The 19,106-nt window shown below is 48.7% G+C and carries 14 protein-coding genes; 8 read left to right on the plus strand and 6 right to left on the minus strand.

Features of this window, described 5'->3' with window-relative positions; translation table 11 throughout:
- The first annotated feature begins 61 nt into the window (after positions 1 to 61).
- The 4 genes from OEL83_09210 to OEL83_09225 all read left to right on the plus strand — a co-directional run bounded on the left by OEL83_09210 (position 62) and on the right by OEL83_09225 (position 4,557).
- Positions 62 to 1,783: an ATP-binding protein gene (locus OEL83_09210; protein MDK9707216.1), complete on the plus strand. Its 1,722-nt coding sequence runs from the start codon at positions 62 to 64 to the stop codon at positions 1,781 to 1,783.
- Positions 1,784 to 1,841: 58 nt separating this feature from the next.
- Positions 1,842 to 2,270 carry a response regulator gene (locus OEL83_09215; GenBank protein ID MDK9707217.1) on the plus strand — a complete coding sequence of 143 codons (429 nt, stop codon included), beginning with the start codon at positions 1,842 to 1,844 and terminating at the stop codon, positions 2,268 to 2,270.
- 243 nt (positions 2,271 to 2,513) lie between these two features.
- Positions 2,514 to 3,071 carry a CBS domain-containing protein gene (locus tag OEL83_09220; GenBank protein ID MDK9707218.1) on the plus strand — a complete coding sequence of 186 codons (558 nt, stop codon included), beginning with the start codon at positions 2,514 to 2,516 and terminating at the stop codon, positions 3,069 to 3,071.
- A gap of 64 nt (positions 3,072 to 3,135) precedes the next feature.
- Positions 3,136 to 4,557, plus strand: a complete 1,422-nt coding sequence (locus tag OEL83_09225; GenBank protein MDK9707219.1) for a transferase — start codon at positions 3,136 to 3,138, stop codon at positions 4,555 to 4,557.
- A gap of 165 nt (positions 4,558 to 4,722) precedes the next feature.
- Here the strand turns inward: OEL83_09225 and OEL83_09230 are convergent, their stop codons facing one another.
- Positions 4,723 to 6,138: a sigma-54 dependent transcriptional regulator gene (locus tag OEL83_09230; GenBank protein MDK9707220.1), complete on the minus strand. Its 1,416-nt coding sequence runs from the start codon at positions 6,136 to 6,138 to the stop codon at positions 4,723 to 4,725.
- Positions 6,139 to 6,195: 57 nt separating this feature from the next.
- Complete coding sequence (locus OEL83_09235) at positions 6,196 to 7,467, minus strand: ATP-binding protein (protein MDK9707221.1); 1,272 nt, start codon at positions 7,465 to 7,467, stop codon at positions 6,196 to 6,198.
- A gap of 358 nt (positions 7,468 to 7,825) precedes the next feature.
- Here OEL83_09235 and OEL83_09240 point away from each other — a divergent pair, with 358 nt between their 5' ends.
- The 4 genes from OEL83_09240 to OEL83_09255 all read left to right on the plus strand — a co-directional run bounded on the left by OEL83_09240 (position 7,826) and on the right by OEL83_09255 (position 10,960).
- Positions 7,826 to 8,452, plus strand: a complete 627-nt coding sequence (locus OEL83_09240) for a hypothetical protein (protein MDK9707222.1) — start codon at positions 7,826 to 7,828, stop codon at positions 8,450 to 8,452.
- Between the two features lie 27 nt (positions 8,453 to 8,479).
- Positions 8,480 to 8,908, plus strand: coding sequence for a response regulator (locus OEL83_09245; GenBank protein MDK9707223.1), 429 nt, complete (start codon positions 8,480 to 8,482; stop codon positions 8,906 to 8,908).
- 74 nt (positions 8,909 to 8,982) lie between these two features.
- On the plus strand, positions 8,983 to 10,257 hold the full coding sequence (locus OEL83_09250) for a sulfite exporter TauE/SafE family protein (GenBank protein MDK9707224.1): 1,275 nt from the start codon (positions 8,983 to 8,985) through the stop codon (positions 10,255 to 10,257).
- A 1-nt stretch (position 10,258) separates the two neighbouring features.
- Positions 10,259 to 10,960, plus strand: coding sequence for a hypothetical protein (locus OEL83_09255; GenBank protein MDK9707225.1), 702 nt, complete (start codon positions 10,259 to 10,261; stop codon positions 10,958 to 10,960).
- A gap of 337 nt (positions 10,961 to 11,297) precedes the next feature.
- On the opposite strand, the gene OEL83_09260 is transcribed toward OEL83_09255, so the two are convergent.
- From OEL83_09260 to OEL83_09275, 4 genes are all read right to left on the minus strand, one after another.
- Complete coding sequence (locus OEL83_09260) at positions 11,298 to 13,919, minus strand: PEP-utilizing enzyme (GenBank protein MDK9707226.1); 2,622 nt, start codon at positions 13,917 to 13,919, stop codon at positions 11,298 to 11,300.
- Between the two features lie 75 nt (positions 13,920 to 13,994).
- Positions 13,995 to 16,622, minus strand: coding sequence for a PEP-utilizing enzyme (locus tag OEL83_09265; protein ID MDK9707227.1), 2,628 nt, complete (start codon positions 16,620 to 16,622; stop codon positions 13,995 to 13,997).
- Between the two features lie 174 nt (positions 16,623 to 16,796).
- Complete coding sequence (locus OEL83_09270) at positions 16,797 to 17,198, minus strand: response regulator (GenBank protein MDK9707228.1); 402 nt, start codon at positions 17,196 to 17,198, stop codon at positions 16,797 to 16,799.
- A complete protein-coding gene (locus tag OEL83_09275) occupies positions 17,155 to 18,966 on the minus strand; it encodes an ATP-binding protein (GenBank protein ID MDK9707229.1) in 1,812 nt (603 codons plus the stop codon). Before OEL83_09275 ends, OEL83_09270 begins: the two co-directional genes overlap by 44 nt.
- Positions 18,967 to 19,106 lie beyond the last annotated feature (140 nt).

The following is a 19,106-nucleotide window of genomic DNA, read 5'->3' on the forward strand; positions in this document are numbered from 1 at the left end:
ACCAAATGCATTCTAAGGGCAAGCCGCAAATTTCTAAGGTTCTAAGAGGATGGATACCGATATGGAAATAAGCCACTACAAAAAGGTATGGTGGCGATTGATCAGTGTTTTTTGTTTTCTGACAATCGTGCCGGTGACTATTTTGATTCTGGTGACCACCAGTAGTCTTCGTGATGCGGCGATCGAGAAAATCGAAGTGTCAATCGGCAGGTTAATTGAGCATAAAAAGGACGTTGTCGCCCTCTTTCTCAAGGAAAAAGAAGACCTACTGACGATGATCGTCGGCATGTATCCAGTTTCCTTTCTCGGTCAGCAGGAAAACCTTGATAAGCTGTTCATCGCCATTAATAAGGCTGGTGGCATTGTCGATTTGCATGTTATCAATTCTTCCGGCAAGCAAATGGCCTATGTCGGCCCGTACGCTGAGAGCCTTGTCGGGAAAAATTATTATGATACCCAATGGTTTCAGGATGTTTTGATTGGCGGCAGCCATGTCAGTGATGTCTTTCTGGGTTTCCGCAATGTACCGCACTTCGTGGTGGCGGTGTCTGATCCTTTGAAGACGTATGTGCTGCGGGCGACGATCAATTCCGATCAGTTCAATAAACTTCTCCTCAGCTCGCAGATGGGCCCGCATGGAGAGTCTTTTATCGTCAATAAAGAAGGTGTGCTCCAGACACCAAGCCGATCGGGACAGACTGAGTTGACCAGTGAAGACAGGCTTCTCCTGGAACACCATGAAGGGACCAAAACAATCAATCGAGAAGGAAGCGGGGTCGTCGACACTGCGGATAAAGCCTCGACCACCAACTTGGAAGCAGTGGCGATCACTAAAAGAAGCGAGACCATCATTGCCACCAGATGGGTGAAGGACGGCCAATGGTGCCTCATTGTCAAGGCCTTGGTCGATGATTCACTCGGACCGTATTACCGTCTCAGTAAAAGTATTATTATCGGGATTATTTCAACAAGTGCAATCTTTCTTCTTATTGCCGGCATACTGATCAGCTATTTTTTACAGCGGATCGAGAAAGAGGATCGCAAGCGCTCTGAACTTGGTCTTCAGTTGGTGCAGATGGAGAAGATGGCTACGGTTGGCCGGCTCGCCGCCGGAATTGCCCATGAGATTAACAATCCGCTGCAGATGATCACCAGTCAGGCCGGGTGGATTGGCGAATTGCTGCCGGAAGAGGACCCGGACAAGATCAAGAATCTTGGCGAATATCAAAAATCCATAGAACAGATCAAACAACACGTGCGTCGGGCTGGGGCAATCACCCATCGGCTTCTCGGATTTTCGCGAAAGATATCGGCGGAGAAAGAGAATGTGCAAATCAATCATTTAATTGAAGAAGCTATTTCCTTTGTCGAAAGAGATGCCGGATATAATAATATCGTCATCGTCAGAAAGTTCGCCGAGGATCTGCCTGGCACCACAACCGACGGACCTCAGCTGCAGCAGGTGTTTCTAAATCTCATCAATAATGCCATTGATGAATTGGATCAGGACGGGGTGCTGCAGATTAGCACCTCGGTAGATGGTAATAATCTGGTTGCCGAGTTTGCCGACAGCGGCCACGGCATTAAGCCTGAAAATCTGAAACGAATTTTCGATCCTTTTTTTACCACCAAAGATCCGGGCAAGGGAACCGGACTTGGACTCTATATCAGTTATGACATTGTCAAGAAGCTCGGCGGAACCATAAGTGCCGCCAACAGGACCAGCGGAGGTGCGGTCTTTACCGTTGTTTTACCGATTGTTAACCTCGGATCGGGGCAGTGATTGGCGACGATGGGTGCCTTCGCAGAAGGAATTTTAAAATCCAAAAAGGAGAAATGCCATGAGAGAGTTTAATGTACTGGTAGTCGATGATGAACAGGAGTTTCGCGATATTACAATAAAAAGACTAGAAAAACGCGGCTTGAAGGTGAAAGGCGCGGAAAGTGGAGAAAAGGCCCTGGAGATCCTCGAACACAGCTATACCGATGTTGTTCTCCTTGATGTGAAAATGCCGGGTTTGGATGGCATCGAGACCTTGCGGCGGATTCGTACCCTGAAACCTTTGGTCGAGGTGGTCCTGCTGACCGGTCATGCCTCGGTTGATTCGGGAATTGAGGGCATGAAACTCGGGGCCTTTGATTATTTAATGAAACCTATCGATCTTGAACCGCTTGTCGAGAAGTTGTCCGATGCATACGAGAAGAAACGGCTTCATCAGGATAAAATCGAACAAGCGGAAATAAAAAGGAACTTATCCAGGCCCGCCTGATTGATTTCCTGCGAGATGTTGAGAGTTCGGTTATATTCTCGACTCCTTGCAATTCTTCACGGCTGGGTGTTGGTACGCTGAAAACACAGTAAGGCAAGAGAATCGACATGTAGTCTTGATCGATGCAGCCATGCACAAGAAGAGGGGGGCTGCATGTCCGATTTTGCACTATTATGGTTTTGGTAGAGTTGGGTAGCAGGATGAACCCTGTTTGGTAGTTTTTTTTTCTGCTTGGGACATAACATGGAACGCTATCTTGTGAAGGATTTGATGGTCCCCATTTCTGAGTATGCCACGGTAACGGTGGGTACAACTTTTCTTGAAGCTCTACAGGTGCTGGAAAAGGCTCAGGAAGCCTATACTGTCAGCAAGTATCAGCACCGGGCCATATTGGTTCTCGATTCAACAGGGAGTGTGGTCGGGAAAATTAGCCAGCTTCGAGCTTTGAAAGCCATACAGCCGGAAGTCGAGGTGACCGGGGAAATCGATGAAATTCGTCATTTTCGCTTCAGTGAAAACTACCTGACTGACCTCAGGGACAGATATCGTTTGCAGGGAAAAATCATCAAGAAAGAAACCCTGATAGAGGCGGCGGAAAAAAAAGTTGAAGAATTTATGCAGGCCCCCACGCCCGGCGAATTCGTCTCTGAGGACTGCACTCTTGATATCGCTATTCATAGATTAATAGCCGGTGGCCACATGTCATTGCTGGTGATCCGGGAAAAGAGGATCATTGGCGTTCTGCGAGTCTCCGATGTTTTTGCCGCGCTTTTTCATGGGATGATGGCGGCCGAAGCATAGAAAAACAAGGTGGAGAAAAGTGTAAATTTTTTCTATAAGATGTTGAAAATACATCGAGAGCGATATGAAAGAACTGGAAATACTCTTCAACAGGATAGTTCAACGGATCAATATCAATCTTCGCGAACTTCATTTTGACGTCAGTCCCTTCGCGGTCACCCTTTTTCCGTCGGACCAGATGAGTAAGTTTTATGCCTTTTACGGCATTACTCCGGGCCATCCCCTCGATCTGCACTTCGAGCACTCAGCTTTGGCCGGCAGCTATTTCCTCGGCAAATGCCGAGTCAGAAATTCTTTGCTCTACAAAAGCGATATCCGTGGCGATGAATTGAAGCGCAAGGATCAGAACATCCGCTTCGACCGGTTTACCCTGACCATGAGCAAGGATGAACTTATCGATATTGAAGATAGCGCGTTAGTCAAGACCCTTGTCCATAACTATTCCCATGATCCCGAAACTCCTGAGAAATTCTATATTAAAGATACCTTGGCCATGGATTATTCGAATATCCATGGTTCGCCATGCGATGGCTCATTCCTCGGCCCTTTTGCCACCGTGGATCTGACCACCATGCGTGATTGTGTGATCGGTACCTATTCGTATATCCAGGCCGGAGAGATTTCCCACATGGATATTTCTCCTGGAACAATTTGGGTGAACAGTCCCGGAAATTTTAATTTTTATTATAAATATCCTACGGATACTTTGGCGGAATACGTCTCTCTTTCCCCCGAAAAAGTGCCGTGGGGGATTCTCGTCGACTTTATTGAACAGCGCAAGGCCGAGTTTCAAAGGGTCTTCGATTATGCCAATATTGAGGCGATTGAGTCGGTTCCCAAATCGTCCTCCCTGGATCGCTATGCCGTAGTTCTGCCGAATATGCGGATTGCCGACAATGTTCTTGTTTCGCAGCGGGCATATCTTGAAAATTCGAGCCTCGGTAAAGGCTCGAACGCCCAGGAAAATTGTTTCATTATCAATTCATCTCTTGAAGGCTATAACGTCACCGCCCATGGAGCGAAGATTGTTGAGGCGGATATGGGCAGAGGGTGCTTTGTTGGCTTCAACAGCTTCCTGTTTGGTAAAAAACAGGCGAGGCTGAAAGTCGGCAAAGGCTGCATCATTATGCCCCATACCATTATTGATATTGAAGAGCCGTTGGCAGTCCCCCCCGAACATTTTGTCTGGGGTTTGATCCGTAATGCTGCTGAGCTCGCTGAAAACAGTATTTCCCTGGAGGAATTGGGTACTTTGCGGGGAGCGTTCTCTAAAGGGAGGATGCATTTCGAGGGAGATGGCATGCTCTTATTCAAGGCTTTTAAGGACCGTATTTTTCACATACTTGATGTCAATGGCGCTTTTTTTGAAAATGGAGAAAAGGCAGGGCACGCCCAGAAAAACCAGAGGTTGTCCCTTAACACCATTCAGCCTTTCCAGTTTGGTCATATGGAGGGGATGTATCCGAATATTAGAATCTTTCCTTGATCAGGCAGAAAAACTGTTGGTTATGCCCAAGGGTGTACTTTTTGTTAGAGGAGATACGCTGCTCAACGCAGCTGTATTTTTTGGGCAAGAGTTTCCCGGCAAGACTGTGTCGATCGACCCTTGCTCGCTCCTCTAAACACCGGCCTGATAGAAAAAATCTTTTCTTCAATCGGCGCTTTTTGCCATTTTCCTGAAAGAGTTGAGATCGATCCCGAACTTATTGATCTTGTCGTAGAAGCTCTTCCGGGAAATCCCCAGCCTCCCATAGGTTGGGGCAACCTGTCCCTTTGTTTCACTCAGTATATCGATTATATACGCCTTCTCGGTCTGATCGAGGAACTCTTTCAGCGGTAGTTTCTTTTCCAGCTCGGGTGGGCGGTGGCATATGCTGTCTTCGCTGCTTTTTTCGCTGTCAAGGGAGCCGAGGATGCACAGCCTGCGCACGTGGTTGCGCAGTTCACGGACATTGCCGGGCCAGGGATTTTCGTTGATTTCGCGGATGGTTTCCGGACTGAACGGGGCCGGAGCCTGCATCTTGCCGTAGCTGTACTCCTGCCGAAAGAACTCGACCAGGAGGGGGATGTCTTCTTTTCTCTCCCGCAGGGGTTGAATGTGTACCGGCAGGACATTCAACCGGAAGTAGAGATCTTGACGAAAGGTTTCTTTGGCGATTTCCTTTTCCAGATCCTTGTTGGTGGCGGCAACGATGCGTGCCCCGATAGGCAGCGCGGTGTTGCTGCCGAGCGGGGTGATGGCCTTTTCTTCAAGGACCCTCAGCAGCTTCGCCTGCAGTGAGATGGGCAAGCTGCAGATTTCATCAAGAAACAAGGTGCCGTTCCTGGCGAATTCAAATTTGCCGATTTTTCGCTGCGCCGCTCCGGTAAAGGCCCCTTTGACATAACCGAAAAGTTCCGACTCGATCATCTCCGACGGCATTGCCCCCATATTCACCGCGACAAAGGGCTGATCAGCCCGGGAGCCGATTTCATGAATTGCTCTGGCAACCAGTTCCTTACCAGTACCGGTTTCGCCGTGGATCATTACCGGATCGGTCTCAACTGCCACCGCTTTGATGATATCATAGAGACGGTGCATAGCAGGATGGTTGCCGATGAGGCCGTAGAAACGGGTCAGGTCCTCACGTTGCTCGACCAAAGTCGTGCTCAGCCGGCGATTTTCAAGAACCAGCTGGCGTTTCTCAACAGCCCGCACCAGACAGGCCAAAAGGGTGTCTTCGTCGACCGGTTTTTGCAGGAAATCATAGGCACCACTTTGGATGGCGGTAACGGCCAGGGCAATATCTCCGTGACCGGTGATCAAGATGACCGGCAGCTCCGGATCGATCGCCTTGACATGGACAAGAAATTGTAACCCGTCCATGGCCGGCATCTTGATGTCACTGATTACTGCTGCATATTCGAGGTCCCTCAGGTGTTCGAGGGCCTCGATCGGCGAAGTATGGGTATGGACGATATAACCGGACAGGGTCAAGGTCTGACCGATGGCCATCAGCAGGTAATTATCGTCGTCGACGACCATTATGTTCTTTATTGTGGATTCGGCTTTGTTGGTAGTGTTCATTTTCTATATCCTTGGCAAACGTCGGTAATTGGTCGTTTAGTGGTCTCGGCAAGGCCGTCAAATTTTCTCAAGATATGCCGGAAGATAGACAGTGAAACAGGTCCCCTCGCTCGGCGTGCTGTCAACCTTGATATATCCGCCAAAACTGCGGACAATCCGGTCGACAATGGACAATCCGAGGCCCATGCCGGAACCGGTTGCCCTGGTGGTGAAAAAAGGATCAAAGATCTTATCCTGATTGGTTTGAGGGATACCCTCGCCGTTATCGCGGACGGCGATGAGAACAAAAGGCTCTTCGCGAAGGGTTGTCGGGTTAATGGAGGGCTTGATCGCGGTGCTGATCGTCAGCTTCGGTTCGGTGGTTTTACCCATCGACAGGATAGCATTTTGAATGAGATTAAAAAAGACTTGCTCGAACTTGACCTCCTGACCCATGACTTCCACCGTTTGCTGGGTTTCAAGGTTCAGATAGAGGCCGATGTCGGAGAGGGTGAACTGGGATTCAAAGAAATTAAGGATATCAAGGATAATGACGTTGATATTGACCGGGACCATGGTGTCTTTTGCTTTGCTGGCGAAACTCTTCAGGCTGTTAATGATGCTTGATGCCTTATTGACACGATCAATGATAATATTGAGGTTATCTTCAAGCATTTTTCTGTTTGCCAGGGGATCCTGCAAGGCTTTCAATCCATTTCTTGCCAGCAGCAAAATAACGTTCAACGGCTGAGTAAGCTCGTGGCCGATGCCGGCAGCCATCTCCCCAAGGCTGGCAAGGCGGGCGGAGTGGGTCAGCTGGTCTTGAACCTCGCGCATCCGGGACATCATCTTGTAGAAATCACTTTTGTCGGAGGCGATAAACATATGCAACACCCTCCCGGATTCAGTGACGTAGGTGGAACCCTTGAGGGTGACCGGCACTTCTCGGCCATCTTTTGCCCGGAGGTTAGTCTCGATGATCTCGAATTCTCCATCAGCAAGGGCATCTTGGATCATCGTGAGATTTTCCTGATTTACCAGATCGGCTAAGTAGAGTGGCTCGTTTTTGCCGGGGGCATATCCGAGACAAGAGGTGAATTCATTGTTGCACTGGATGACGCACAGATCCTTGTCGAGGAGGAAAAACAGTTCAGTCAGGCTGGTGAGAATCTTCTGGGTGAATTCTTTGCCGGCCTGAAGTTCCTCATGTTTTTGTAAAACGCGGATCACCAGGTCGGATTTCTGTTTCTCGAGAATCCTTACCAGACTGTTTTCATTGCTGTTGATTTCCAGTGGATTGTGCAGTTTCTGAGTTGGGTGGTCTCCGAACTCCTTTCTTTTTGTCACCATTTCTCTCCATAATCTGGAATTGTTCCGTGCTCTGTCACCTTTTCTGCACATAGCCTATTTTCATGGTAAATACAAGAACATAACTTTCAGATGAAGGCAATCCAGGCACCAAACCTATACGGGCTATACTGGAGGCTTTGGGTTGTCGAAGAGGGAGGGTGTAGTATATGTCTGGTATATATTTGGAATTATAGAAAATATATGGATTTATCAAGAGTTTTTTGAGTGTGGCCCTAAAGTTGCTAAAAAGGGGGCACGGAATTACAGCAGGCTGTTTGCCAGCAAATCAAGGCCGCAGGATAAAGGAAATTGCTAAGAACACGCAGTCGATTAATAGATTCAGGCGTAACGAATGGTAATGGCGGAAAATACAGAGAAAGAAGGCGCACCGGTCTTGAAGATTGAACAGGTGGCGCTGCTTTGTGGAGTCTCGGTAGCCCGCGTCGACAACTGGATCGAGAAGAACGGTTTGGAAATCATTGTTACCCGGGGCGAACGAAAGGTGCGGCAGGAGGCTCTGGTCGGATTTCTTATGCATTATAATATGCCGATCCCGGCAGGCATATTGCCGATCAATGCGCGCAAGGTCCTTTTTGTCTGTTCGGCCAAGCGGGGGAGAAAGGCTGCGCATGAGTTTTTTAAGCTGTTTTCAGAACAATTTGGCCGGAAGGCCAATTGCTTCATGGACAGCGTGGCGTTTGGCAAAGGTGCGGAGTATAAAATCCTTACCTTCCTGCCCGATCTCATTCTGGCCGATGCGGTGAATAATGATGAAGAGGCCTTGAGCGTAATTCGTTTTGTCAAAAGTATCGGGGGGATGCGGGCCGTGGCTCTGGTACGGCGCAATTTGTCCCGAGAGAAAAGGGAGCGAATTTTAGGCGCAGGTGCACATGCGGTGGTTGAACGAAATTCAGCCTGGGAAAATCTCCATGGTTGTTTCAACCGGGTTTTCAATTCGCTTGGCAATGCTTCTTCCTTGAAATGATTCTGGTACTTAAATAGGAAAACCTTGATGACGGAATTCAGTGTACTGGTAGTCGACGATGAGCAGGAATTTCGCGACATAACTTTAAAAAGACTGGAAAGACGGGGATTGGAGGTGAGAGGTGCGGAGAGCGGAGAAAAGGCTCTCGAAATCCTTGAACACAATGCAGTTGACGTCGTCGTTCTTGATGTGAAAATGCAAGGCCTGGACGGCATCGAGACTCTGCGGCGGATTCGCAAAATGAAACCTTTGGTCGAGGTCGTTCTGCTGACCGGTCATGCCTCGGTCGACTCAGGAATTGAAGGGATGAAGCTGGGGGCCTTCGATTATTTAATGAAACCGATCGAACTTGAGTCGCTTCTCGAAAAACTAACCGATGCATACGAAAAGAAACGGATCCAACAGGACAAGATTGAACAAGCGCAAATTAAGAGGAATATGTCCAAGCATGCTTGATCCACCTCTACGTGGCATAAAGGGCCTGGGCGTATTCTGCAAACAACTAAAATTACCAAGAAAGGGAGTACATTATGAGTAGTGTCAAGGACTTTTACAACCTGATGGTGCAGGGGTCGCAAGCCCATGCCCGTTGGGAGCTGGAGATGTCGACCAACATTCTGCAGAGCCGGAAGAGGAAAGGGCTTCTTCTCCTTATGCTCCTGCCGGTTTTGATTGGCGGTATTGCTATCGCTGCCGGCGATGGGCCAGGCTTGCCCAATGCTCTGGGCGGTAAATCAGCTTATATGCCGTCGTACTACACCAACCTGATCTTTTTCGCATCGGTCTTTGTTGGTCTCTGCGCGGGTCTTATTACCGGCTGCATCGGCGCCGGCGGTGGTTTCATTATTGCTCCGGCGCTGATGAGCGCAGGCGTCAAAGGTATCCTGGCAGTAGGTACCGACCTTTTCCACATCTTCGCCAAAGCGATCATGGGCAGCGTTCTGCACCGGAAACTTGGCAATATCTCTGTTTCTCTGGCGGTGACCTTCTTGATCGGCTCGTTGATCGGGGCGACAGTCGGCGGTATGCTTAACCGCTACCTCTATGACCTCAATCCGGTCTTGAGCGATCTGTTCATCACCTCGGTATATGTATTTATCCTTGGTTTCCTGTCTTTTTATGCCCTGACCGACTACTTTAAGGCAAAACGAGGCGAGGCAGCTGGCAAAAAGGCAGTGGAAGGCGAAGAAGTTCCACCGATGGGCAAAAGAATACAGTCGGTGAATATTCCGCCAATGTTGACCTTCGATGAAAATGTCACCCCCGGTGGCCGTAAAATCTCTGCTCTGTTTCTGGTTTTGAGTGGGCTTGTTGTAGGTCTTGCCGCCTCGATCATGGGTGTTGGCGGTGGCTTCCTGACCTTCCCGATCTTTGTATATGGCCTTGGCGTTTCGTCGATGACCACCGTTGGTACCGACATTTTCCAGATCGTCTTCACCGCCGGTTACAGTGCCCTCAGTCAGTACGCCCTCTATGGTTTCGTATTCTACACCCTGGCCATGGGCATGCTCCTTGGCTCCCTCATCGGTGTGCAAATCGGTTCCCTTGTTACCAAGGTTGTTCCTGGTATCGTCATTCGCGGCTTTTTCGCCCTGGCGGTTACCGCTGGTTTCATTAACCGGTTTTTCGCCCTGCCGGAGAAACTGCAGAGTCTCGGTTATATCAAGATCACCAAGGAACTCGGTGAGATTCTCGGCATGGTCGGCAACACCCTGTTCTTTATCGTTATTGGGGCCTTTGCCATCTGGGTGTTCTACGCATTTTTCAGCAATATTTCCAAATTGAAAACGGAGGGGGGGCATTAATATGAGCTCGCAAGCAAATCTCAAAACACGCGGCATCCTTATGCTGATCAGCTTCTTTATCCTGCTGGCCGTCATCTTTATGCCGGTTTTCCCGGGGATGGGTGGCAAGAAGGTGAATGGCCTTGATTATATGGACAATCTGTTCAACATGATCTCCAAAGGGTCATCGTACTTTATTCCCGATTCGATCAAAAAGGCCGATAAACTGGCCGGCAAGGCCATTGATGTCAAGGTGAAACTGGATGATGAGGTCAGAGCGACGGAAACGGCAAAGCAGCTTACCGCCGGAGGTTTGACGGTGACTGCTGCTGGCAAGGAACTGGCTGTTAAAGGCGAAATGGCAGCCATCCTTAAGGCCAGTTTAGCTGATGCCGACCTTATGTTTAAAAATGAGGGCAAACCGATTGCCGACAAGTACGGATTCTCCGAGAAGCAAGCCATGTACAATTGGCATGTACTTTTCAAGAAGATCAGCAGCGATTTGACCAAGCAGGAGAAGTTTGAGGATGCCAAACCCTTTGCCGAGGTTCAGAAAAAGGCTCTGGAACCGGCTTATAACTACTATGGGGTCAAGGCTGAAGATTGGAAAGAAAACATCGCTCTGGTTGTTTTCGCCCTTGTCTTCTATGTCTTTTATACTCTGTGGTACGGTTTTGGATTGATGTACCTCTTCGAAGGATGTGGCCTGCAGATCGGTCATTGATAGAAATCGATCAATAACGTGCATGGTCATGGACTGCAGGGAGGGTGACTCTCTGCAGTCCATTTTTTTTGTATGAGCAAAAGAAATGGGTGTTCGGACGGTATTGCGGGGGTGGCTATTTCCGTCTGTTGCGCAGTTTAACACCTATGGCTAAACCAATAATGAGAGAGCCGATAATAATGATTAAAAGAATTACGTTTCCCATAGTTATTTATCATCTTTTTGGAAGCAGGCATCCTTCCTTCAGGGAAAGATGGCCGGGGGTTAATCTTGACTGGCAAGCTGTCGCATAATCAAAAGCCGCCATGTTAATAGCATGATCTAAGGAATGCATGCCTCAGCTCGGAGCTTCTTCAGGTGCGGCGAGTTGGTAGTTGCCGGCTACAAAATTTTTCGCGGCCCATTCCACACTGTCTTCCGTAGTCATTAACATATCCAACTGCCTGGTGAATATCAACAGGCGTCCGAGAATATCCATCCTGCTTTCAATATAGGATTTGGGATATTTCTGCAAACGCGCATCCACCTTGTCAGCCTTGACGGTTACCTTGAAGCCTTCTTGTTCAAGGATGCGAGCAATGGCCCTCACTCTTCTGTTTTTCCGTATTGAGTCGGCGGCCCCCCCTTTAAATGTGAAGGAAGCGTAGTTTTTGTTGATAGTTTCACCACAGTATGCATCGACAACACTGTAATGATATCCAACTCTTGAGCTGAAATTGAGATATTTGTCGGCGATGATTGCATAGCTCCGGTCTCCGAATCGCTGGCCGACATGGCCAGGATCCAGAGTCTGTTCCTTCATAACCGACAGCAGGCCGGAAAAATTAATCGGTCGAGGTTCAAGGCATTGCACTTCTTTGTTGAGCATTCCTCGCACAAGTGCCAGAAATGGTACTGATTGAATCTGATCAGTCTTGATAGAGTTCCATTTGGTAACAGCATCTTCCCGGAGACCGTTCCCCAGATCGATGAGGTGAATATCCATGGGCAGAGCGGCGTCAAGTTTCATTGACCAGCCATGCGATATCGATGCTAAATCACTTATTTGGAACATTTCCTTGTAGGAATTTTCATGACAGAAGCGAGCGATATCATGCAGGGTTTTGCAGCCCGTGGGTGAGAAGTCGGCGGCGGCAGGATTGGTTAGATTAAGGGGAATAATGTGCTGGGCAATACGCTTCAAATGTTCGTAGACAGCGGTATCTTTCATGTGGGTGACATTCATGGGAGTGGCGCTGAGGAGTTCTTCGACTTCTCCTTTGTAGACCCGCCCCGAATAGGCATCAACTGTAACGACCAATCCTTTCGGAATAAGCCGCGTTACCGGTTGTGAGGCGATAAGCGTTGGAACACTGAACTCCCGGGCTAGGGCTGCCATGTGGCCGCTGACGCTCCCTGCCTGGACTATAATTGCTCGGCAATTCCGCATTACAACCACGTATTCAGGAGAAGAGTGCTGGGCGATCAACACCCCGCCTGGTGGAAAGCCGGCAAGATCCTCGATTGACTCAACATGAAAGGCTTGGCCTATGCCGACACCCTGCGACGCTATCTCACAACTATCAATGAGCAGCGTATGCCCGGTGAGAGGTGCTGATTTCAGCAGGCAGCTATTGGTTGGCTGCTGGATTTTTAATGGTCGGGACTGGAGGATGGTTATTGTCCCGTCTTGATCAAGCGCCCATTCAATATCTTGAGGGCAATTGTAGTGTTTTTCAAGAGCGGCCCCGTAACCGGCGAGACGGATAATTTGTTCGTCGGTTAGGCAGGCGGACCACCGTTGTTTTTCTGACACGGGAATTTCTTCTACGCCACCTTTTTTGTTGAGAACCAACTGTACTGTTTTTGTGGAAATAGTTTTTTCAAGCAATCTGAGTTTGTCGGTTTTGGAGACTGCATAGGTATCGGGGGTGACAATACCGTCAACGGCATAGGGGCCAAGACCGAAGACGGCATTAATAAGGATATTTTCATCGAGGATATCAAAAGGATGGCGAGTATAGAGGACTCCGCTGGCGACCGAGTCGACCATTTGCAGGCAGGCGACGGCCATCATGAGATTCTCGTCGTAGACACCTTTTGAGTAGCGGTAAGAGATGGATCTGGTTGAATAGAGACTGGCAATGATTGCCTTATAGGCCTCGCTTATTTCGTCGGGTTTCACACCGAGGAGGGTGAGGTACTGGCCGGCAAAGGAGAGGTCGCCGTCTTCTCCGATAGCACTGCTGCGCATGGCAAAGAGGGACTGTGAACCGGTATCACCCGAGAGTTCAGAACATGCGGCGAAGATTTCTTTTTGCAATGCGGGTGGCAAAGGTTTTGATTTCACCAGATGGATAAGAGTTGAACTGATATCTTCCAGCCGGTCGTATTCATTAACATCAGTGAGATTTTTTAATTTATCGATCTCATCCTGCAGGTTGTTGTAATCGATAAATGCATGAAAGGCCCTGGTCGTTATAGCGAATCCCTTGGGGACAGGGATACCGAGCTTATTTTTAATTTCTCCAAGATTGGCACTTTTGCCGCCGACCCAGTCAGCATCTTTGATGGTAATTTTCGAGTAGGGGAGCACATCAAATGGGGGTGTTTCCAGCTTCAGCTCATTGTTGATTTCAGCGATTTCTCCCCTGATCCTCTCAAGCGTCGAGTACAGTTCACTATATTGCCCATTTGCCATGACATTGAGGCATTTCGACATACTGAAGGCATGTTTGAGAGATCTGTTTATCTGGCTGGTAATATAGGAAAAACCGAAGAACTGATCGCCTTTGAGCTTCTCATCGATATCGGACAGCACGTTCAAGAGTTTGGAGTTGGCGGCGAGCAGATCCTTGAATTGACTGTATCTGAAGCGGAAGAGGGTATTCATCTCCGATGAATTGCCGGTGGAAACCGAGCCCTTCCGGTTTTTTATCTCCTGATAAAGCTGTCGTAAGTTATCGAGAATGGTTGTCATAGTATTTCATCCTCATAGTAATAATGGAGGTTCTACTGGCAGACAATTCGACTCACGCATATATTTGGACCTTTATCACTCAGGATTCTCTTTATCGAGCAACGAATCAATATCCTTGGTCAATTTCGCCATATAAAAATTAATCATAGCCTGATTGCCCATAATCATGTCGAGCTGTCGGGTATGGAGGGTGAGGTATCCGAGAATTCTCAGGCGACTTTTCATGAAATCCATATCACGGCCCTCCAGGCGGGCATCAAGGTTGTCGGCGTTGACCGAGGCCCTGAAACCGTATTTTTCTAAAATTTCTTTGATGAAATTGATGCGGCCCATGCAGCGTTCAAAGTCGGCTGCACCGCCCTTGAATTTGAAGCCGAGATAATTCTCCCCCGACCGCTCACTCACCAATGCCTCCATGGTGGAAAAATGGTATCCGAGGCGCGAACTGAGGGTACAGAAGTCTTTAGAAATCATGAAATAATTGCGATCCGCATACTTGGTTTTAATGCCGGGGACGAGGGATGTGTTCATGGTTGACCGGAACATTATCGAGGTCATCCCCTTGCCATCCATCATCGGTGGTCCGTCCCAAGGGATAGCCGCAAAACCTTCCCAGAAGGCCAGCATGGGTACCGAGGAAATATCCTCAAGCTTGACATATTTCCCTTTTATTTCATACTTGAAGCCGTCGTCGAGGTTGAGTATCCACCAGTTCATCGGCACTCTGTAGTGCAACTGCTTGCTGGAACGTTCAGAAAAGCTGTGGTCAATCCCGAAACGGAACATTTCATACACCGATTTCTCATGGACAAATCGGGTGATATCATGAAAGGTGAGACAATTTTCAGGGGTAAATTCCCTTGATTCGGGGTCGAGGAGATGGAGAGGTATAATATTTCTGCTGACAGCACGCAGCGTCTCATAGACAGGGCTGCCGAGCATCAGTTTGGCATCCGGCCGTTTCCAGTTGGCGAGGGGTTCAATACAACCCCGATACACCCGCCCGAGATCGGCGGCTACCGTCACCACATCCCCATTATTGAACAGAGACATTGTGCGCTTGACCCCGAAAAGTGCTGGAATGCCAAATTCTCGTGCTACATTGGCAAGATGACCGGCAAAGCCACCCTGTTCGGTAATCAGGGCGGCGGCCCTGGCAACCAGAGGCGCCCATGTGGGAAGTGCCTGCTCTACAACCAGAATGGCTCCCTCAGGAAACTGCAGAATATCCGCTTTCTTTGAAACCTTAAAGACAACTCCCGAGGTTACTCCGGGGCTTGCGTTGGTGCCGCCTTCAGTCACCAAAAGAGAATCGTATTGCTGTAAGTCGAAATCGATCGATGGCATGACCGATTCAACTTGCTGGAGAGGGCGCGACTGAAGAAAGTATATTTTACCGTCGTTCGCTATCGCCCATTCGATATCTTGTGGACCTTCATAATACTGTTCAATCTGTATGGAAAATTCCGCTAGTTCCTGAATCTGTTTGTCAGTGAGGGAGGGCAGGATGTTGGCGCCGTCGGAAATCTCCGTGCGCATGCAGCCCTCTTCAGTACCGCAGACAAAGCGGTACCCCTTGTCTTTTACATCTCGGCGGAGAATGGTCAGGTCGTTGTCCCGCTGAACAACGAAGAGATCGCAGAGATCATTGCCATCGACCACGGTTTTGGGGAGCCCCCAGGTTGCATTGATGTAAATGGAGTCGTCCTTGCTGTCGAGAGGGTTGCGGGTATAAATCACTCCACCGGAGGCCGCATCTACCATGGCCAGGACACCAACGCACATGGCAATATCTTCATCTCTGAAGCCGCGGTTGAGTTTGTAGGCAATGGCCTGGGCGCTGTACTTGCTGGCCATTACCTGCTTGTAATAATAGAAGAACTGTGGAAAGGTGACATTCAGTTCACTGCGGTACTGGCCGGCAAAGGAACTGTTTTTGGCGTCTTCTCCATGGGCGCTACTGCGGACCGCCAACCTGACATCCTGACCGCCATTTTGCTCCTTCATTTTTGCGTAGGCTTCTTCGACCGCCAGACGGATCGGCTCAGGGATATTCGCCACCATAATTTTCTGCCTGATCTGCGAACTCACCAGGTCAAGATTTCTGTCCTCATCGGAGCCGGCTACCTGAAATATCCTGTCGACCTCTTTCTGTAGGCCATCGGTACCCATAAACAGATCATGGGCGGCGGCGGTAATGACAAAGCCGGACGGCACATTCATATGCAGCCGGTTTTTGACATCACCGAGATTAGCCATCTTCCCACCGGCCAGTTCGGTCATTTCACTGGAAATATTTTCAAGGGGAATGACCAGACGTTTATCGGTTTTGTCTTTCTTTTGCCCCAATAGGTCGTCTATCCGGCGCTGGATAGCGAGAAAGCTGTTCCTGAGCCCGCTGTACTTGCCCGGCGCAATGTTTTCCATGTCGTTAATCATACGGAAGACATTGACCGATGTGGAGGTACAACAGGTATGGACAAAGGACATGCTGAACGATTCATTGCCCTGAAGAGCACGCTCCATGTCCGCCATTGCCTCCAATACCTTGCCGTTGGCGGTCAACAGCAGCTTGAAGCTGTGATAGCGTGATTTGAATGTGAGGCGAAGTCTTTCCACCTCGGCAGCTTCCAGCTCAGGAACATCCGGCTCTTGATCTCTGAAAAAGATTTTTCTCGTTAAGGTGGCCAGTTCTTTCAGCATGAATACGTCTCACTCCTCATCGACGGGGAATGTAGTGGGGGGTGGATTCCCCGGATTGCCTGAACCGCAAGATTTATCAGCCGTCAGGAGATAATTTCAACATTTTCACAATTTCCTTATGGCTCCCTGGCGGTTTTCAGCCTTGAAATGACCATATTGCGTATAGACTACGGCCTACTGTTGTTTTTCATTCAGAGCTTTTCGTGTGTAAGCATCTTCAATCTTATACAGGAGCTCATCGATGTTTATTGGTTTCATCAGGTAGTCGAAGGTGCCCATTTTTAACAATTCCAAGGCATTGTCGACGCTGGTGTTGCCTGTGAGTATAATCACCTCTACCAGAGGGTTGATCTTTTTTATCTCGATGAAGGTTTCCGAACCGCTCAATCCCGGCATCTGTTGATCGAGCACGACAACATCCGGCGGGGAGTTGTGCATTACATCCAGCGCTGCTTCGCCTGATTCCGCCGTTGTTACTTTGAAGCCTCGCACGGTCAGTTGCCGTGCGGTTGCTTCCCGGAAAAATTCCTCATCATCGACCAATAGTACTTTGAATCCTCTTTGCTTCTTTTCCATGGCTTCCTGTTAATTGGTGTTTATTGAAGGGGAGTTGGACGGTAAAGGAGCTGCCTACACCGAGAATGCTGTTGACCTTGATGGTCCCACCGCAATACTTGACAATGCTGGCGGCTATACTGAGACCGAGTCCAGTGCCTTTTCCACCCGCTTTCGTGGTAAAAAACGGATTGAAAATGCGTTTCAAATCCTCGGGAGGAATTCCCTTGCCCGTATCATTAATGGTGACGCACACCATTTCTTCAGTTGTTTGAGTGGAAATAGTAATGGTTCCTTCTTCGGTAATAGCATCGCAAGCGTTGATTAAAATGTTGCCGAACACCTGGCGGAGGGGATAGGCCTCAGCCATAATATTGGGTAGCATGGGGTCGAATTGGCTCACTACCTCGATCTTCTTTGATTTGAACTCAGTCTTTTTTAAGCGGTTCAGGACTTCTTCGAGCAGGCTGTTGATGTTGCAGGGCAGCGAGGAAGATGAGCTGGTTTTGCCCATATCTTGGAGTTTTTTAGTTATTCCTTTTGCCCGGGTGGCGGCATTGTCGATGATTGTAAGCTCCTTGTTGATTGCCGTGTCGCTGTGGTCCAATTCGAATTCCGGGTTCAGCATATCGCGGATGACCCCGCTTGTTGCCATAATAATCGCTAAGGGATTGTTGATCTCATGGGCTACACCGGCGGCCAATTCCCCAATTGAGGCAAGCTTTGAGGCATGCGCCAGCATTTCTTGAAGTTGCTGACCTTTTTCTGCCATCTTCCGGGCGTTTTCGACAAGCTTATTGATGGTATAGTAGATGACAATGGAAATAATCAGACTGACCACGATAAGACTGATGGTAAGAATTGAACGAGCCAAATACATGCCGGTTTGCACCACGGAAACTGGCTGTTTTGTAAGGAGCGCCCAAGGTGTTTCCGCGAACCAGCTGTAGGCCACCAGTACGGTTTCGTCGTCACTGGTAATCTCTTCAACCCCGGATCGCGAACTGTAAGGCGGAATAAAAGTACTTGTTCCCTGGAAGGGGATTTTGCTCAGGTCGACGACCTGATACTGCCCCTGGCGGTTGACGATCATGGAATCAATACTCTTTCCATGGCTTATGGAGCGAAGGAACATATAGAGCTTATCCGGATTGAGGCTTGCCCTCATGATAAAAATTTGACCATCAAATTCCTGACGTGTGGCGATGGTGAAACGAGGAGATTTGTCCGAGCCAAGCGAAAGATCACTGACTACATATTTCTTTTTTTCAGAGATCAAGCTGGTATACCAAGTTTCTTGGCTATAATTAATGTCTGAAGTCGAATATGGTCCGGCATAGCCGATTTCAGTACCGTTTGCGTCGAGGAAACCGACATCGATAAAGGCCTCATCAAACCTTTTCAGGTTCTGGAGATAGCTCTTCATGATCTCGGACGTCGGCTGTAAGGTGAAGTCTTTACTGTGGAAGAGATTGTTGAGATTGACAATTCGTTCCTGCAGATAGATGTCAATGGAGTTTTTCTGGCTTTCGGCCACAGCTTCGAGATTGAGCTTGGCATTGTTTTTAAGGGTATGGGCAAATTGATAATGAAAATAGATCGATAGAAGGGCGTTGGGCAGGAGGAATCCCAGAACAAGGCCAAGCACCAGCCTGGTTTTGAGCTGCTTAAAGTGATGCTGAATCTTTTCCAGGTTGGCCTGACTGTCGGCAAAATCGTAAACGTGTTCCGAGGTAGTCTTTCCAGTCGGCAAAGTGTCCTGCAGATGACTTGTTTCCCAAACTCTCATAGGATGTTTCCAATGTTTTGGTCGTTAGTCCCTGAAAAGATTCTTCTTGAGGATCCCATGCCGTTTGTTTCAGGTGGAGGCTTCTCCGCTGTGCCACTTACTTATACGGCAAGAAAGTGAGAGGGGAAAACGTCCGGTTG

This window comes from Desulforhopalus sp. (genome assembly GCA_030247675.1).
In the GTDB taxonomy this organism is placed as follows: Bacteria; Desulfobacterota; Desulfobulbia; order Desulfobulbales; family Desulfocapsaceae; genus Desulforhopalus_A.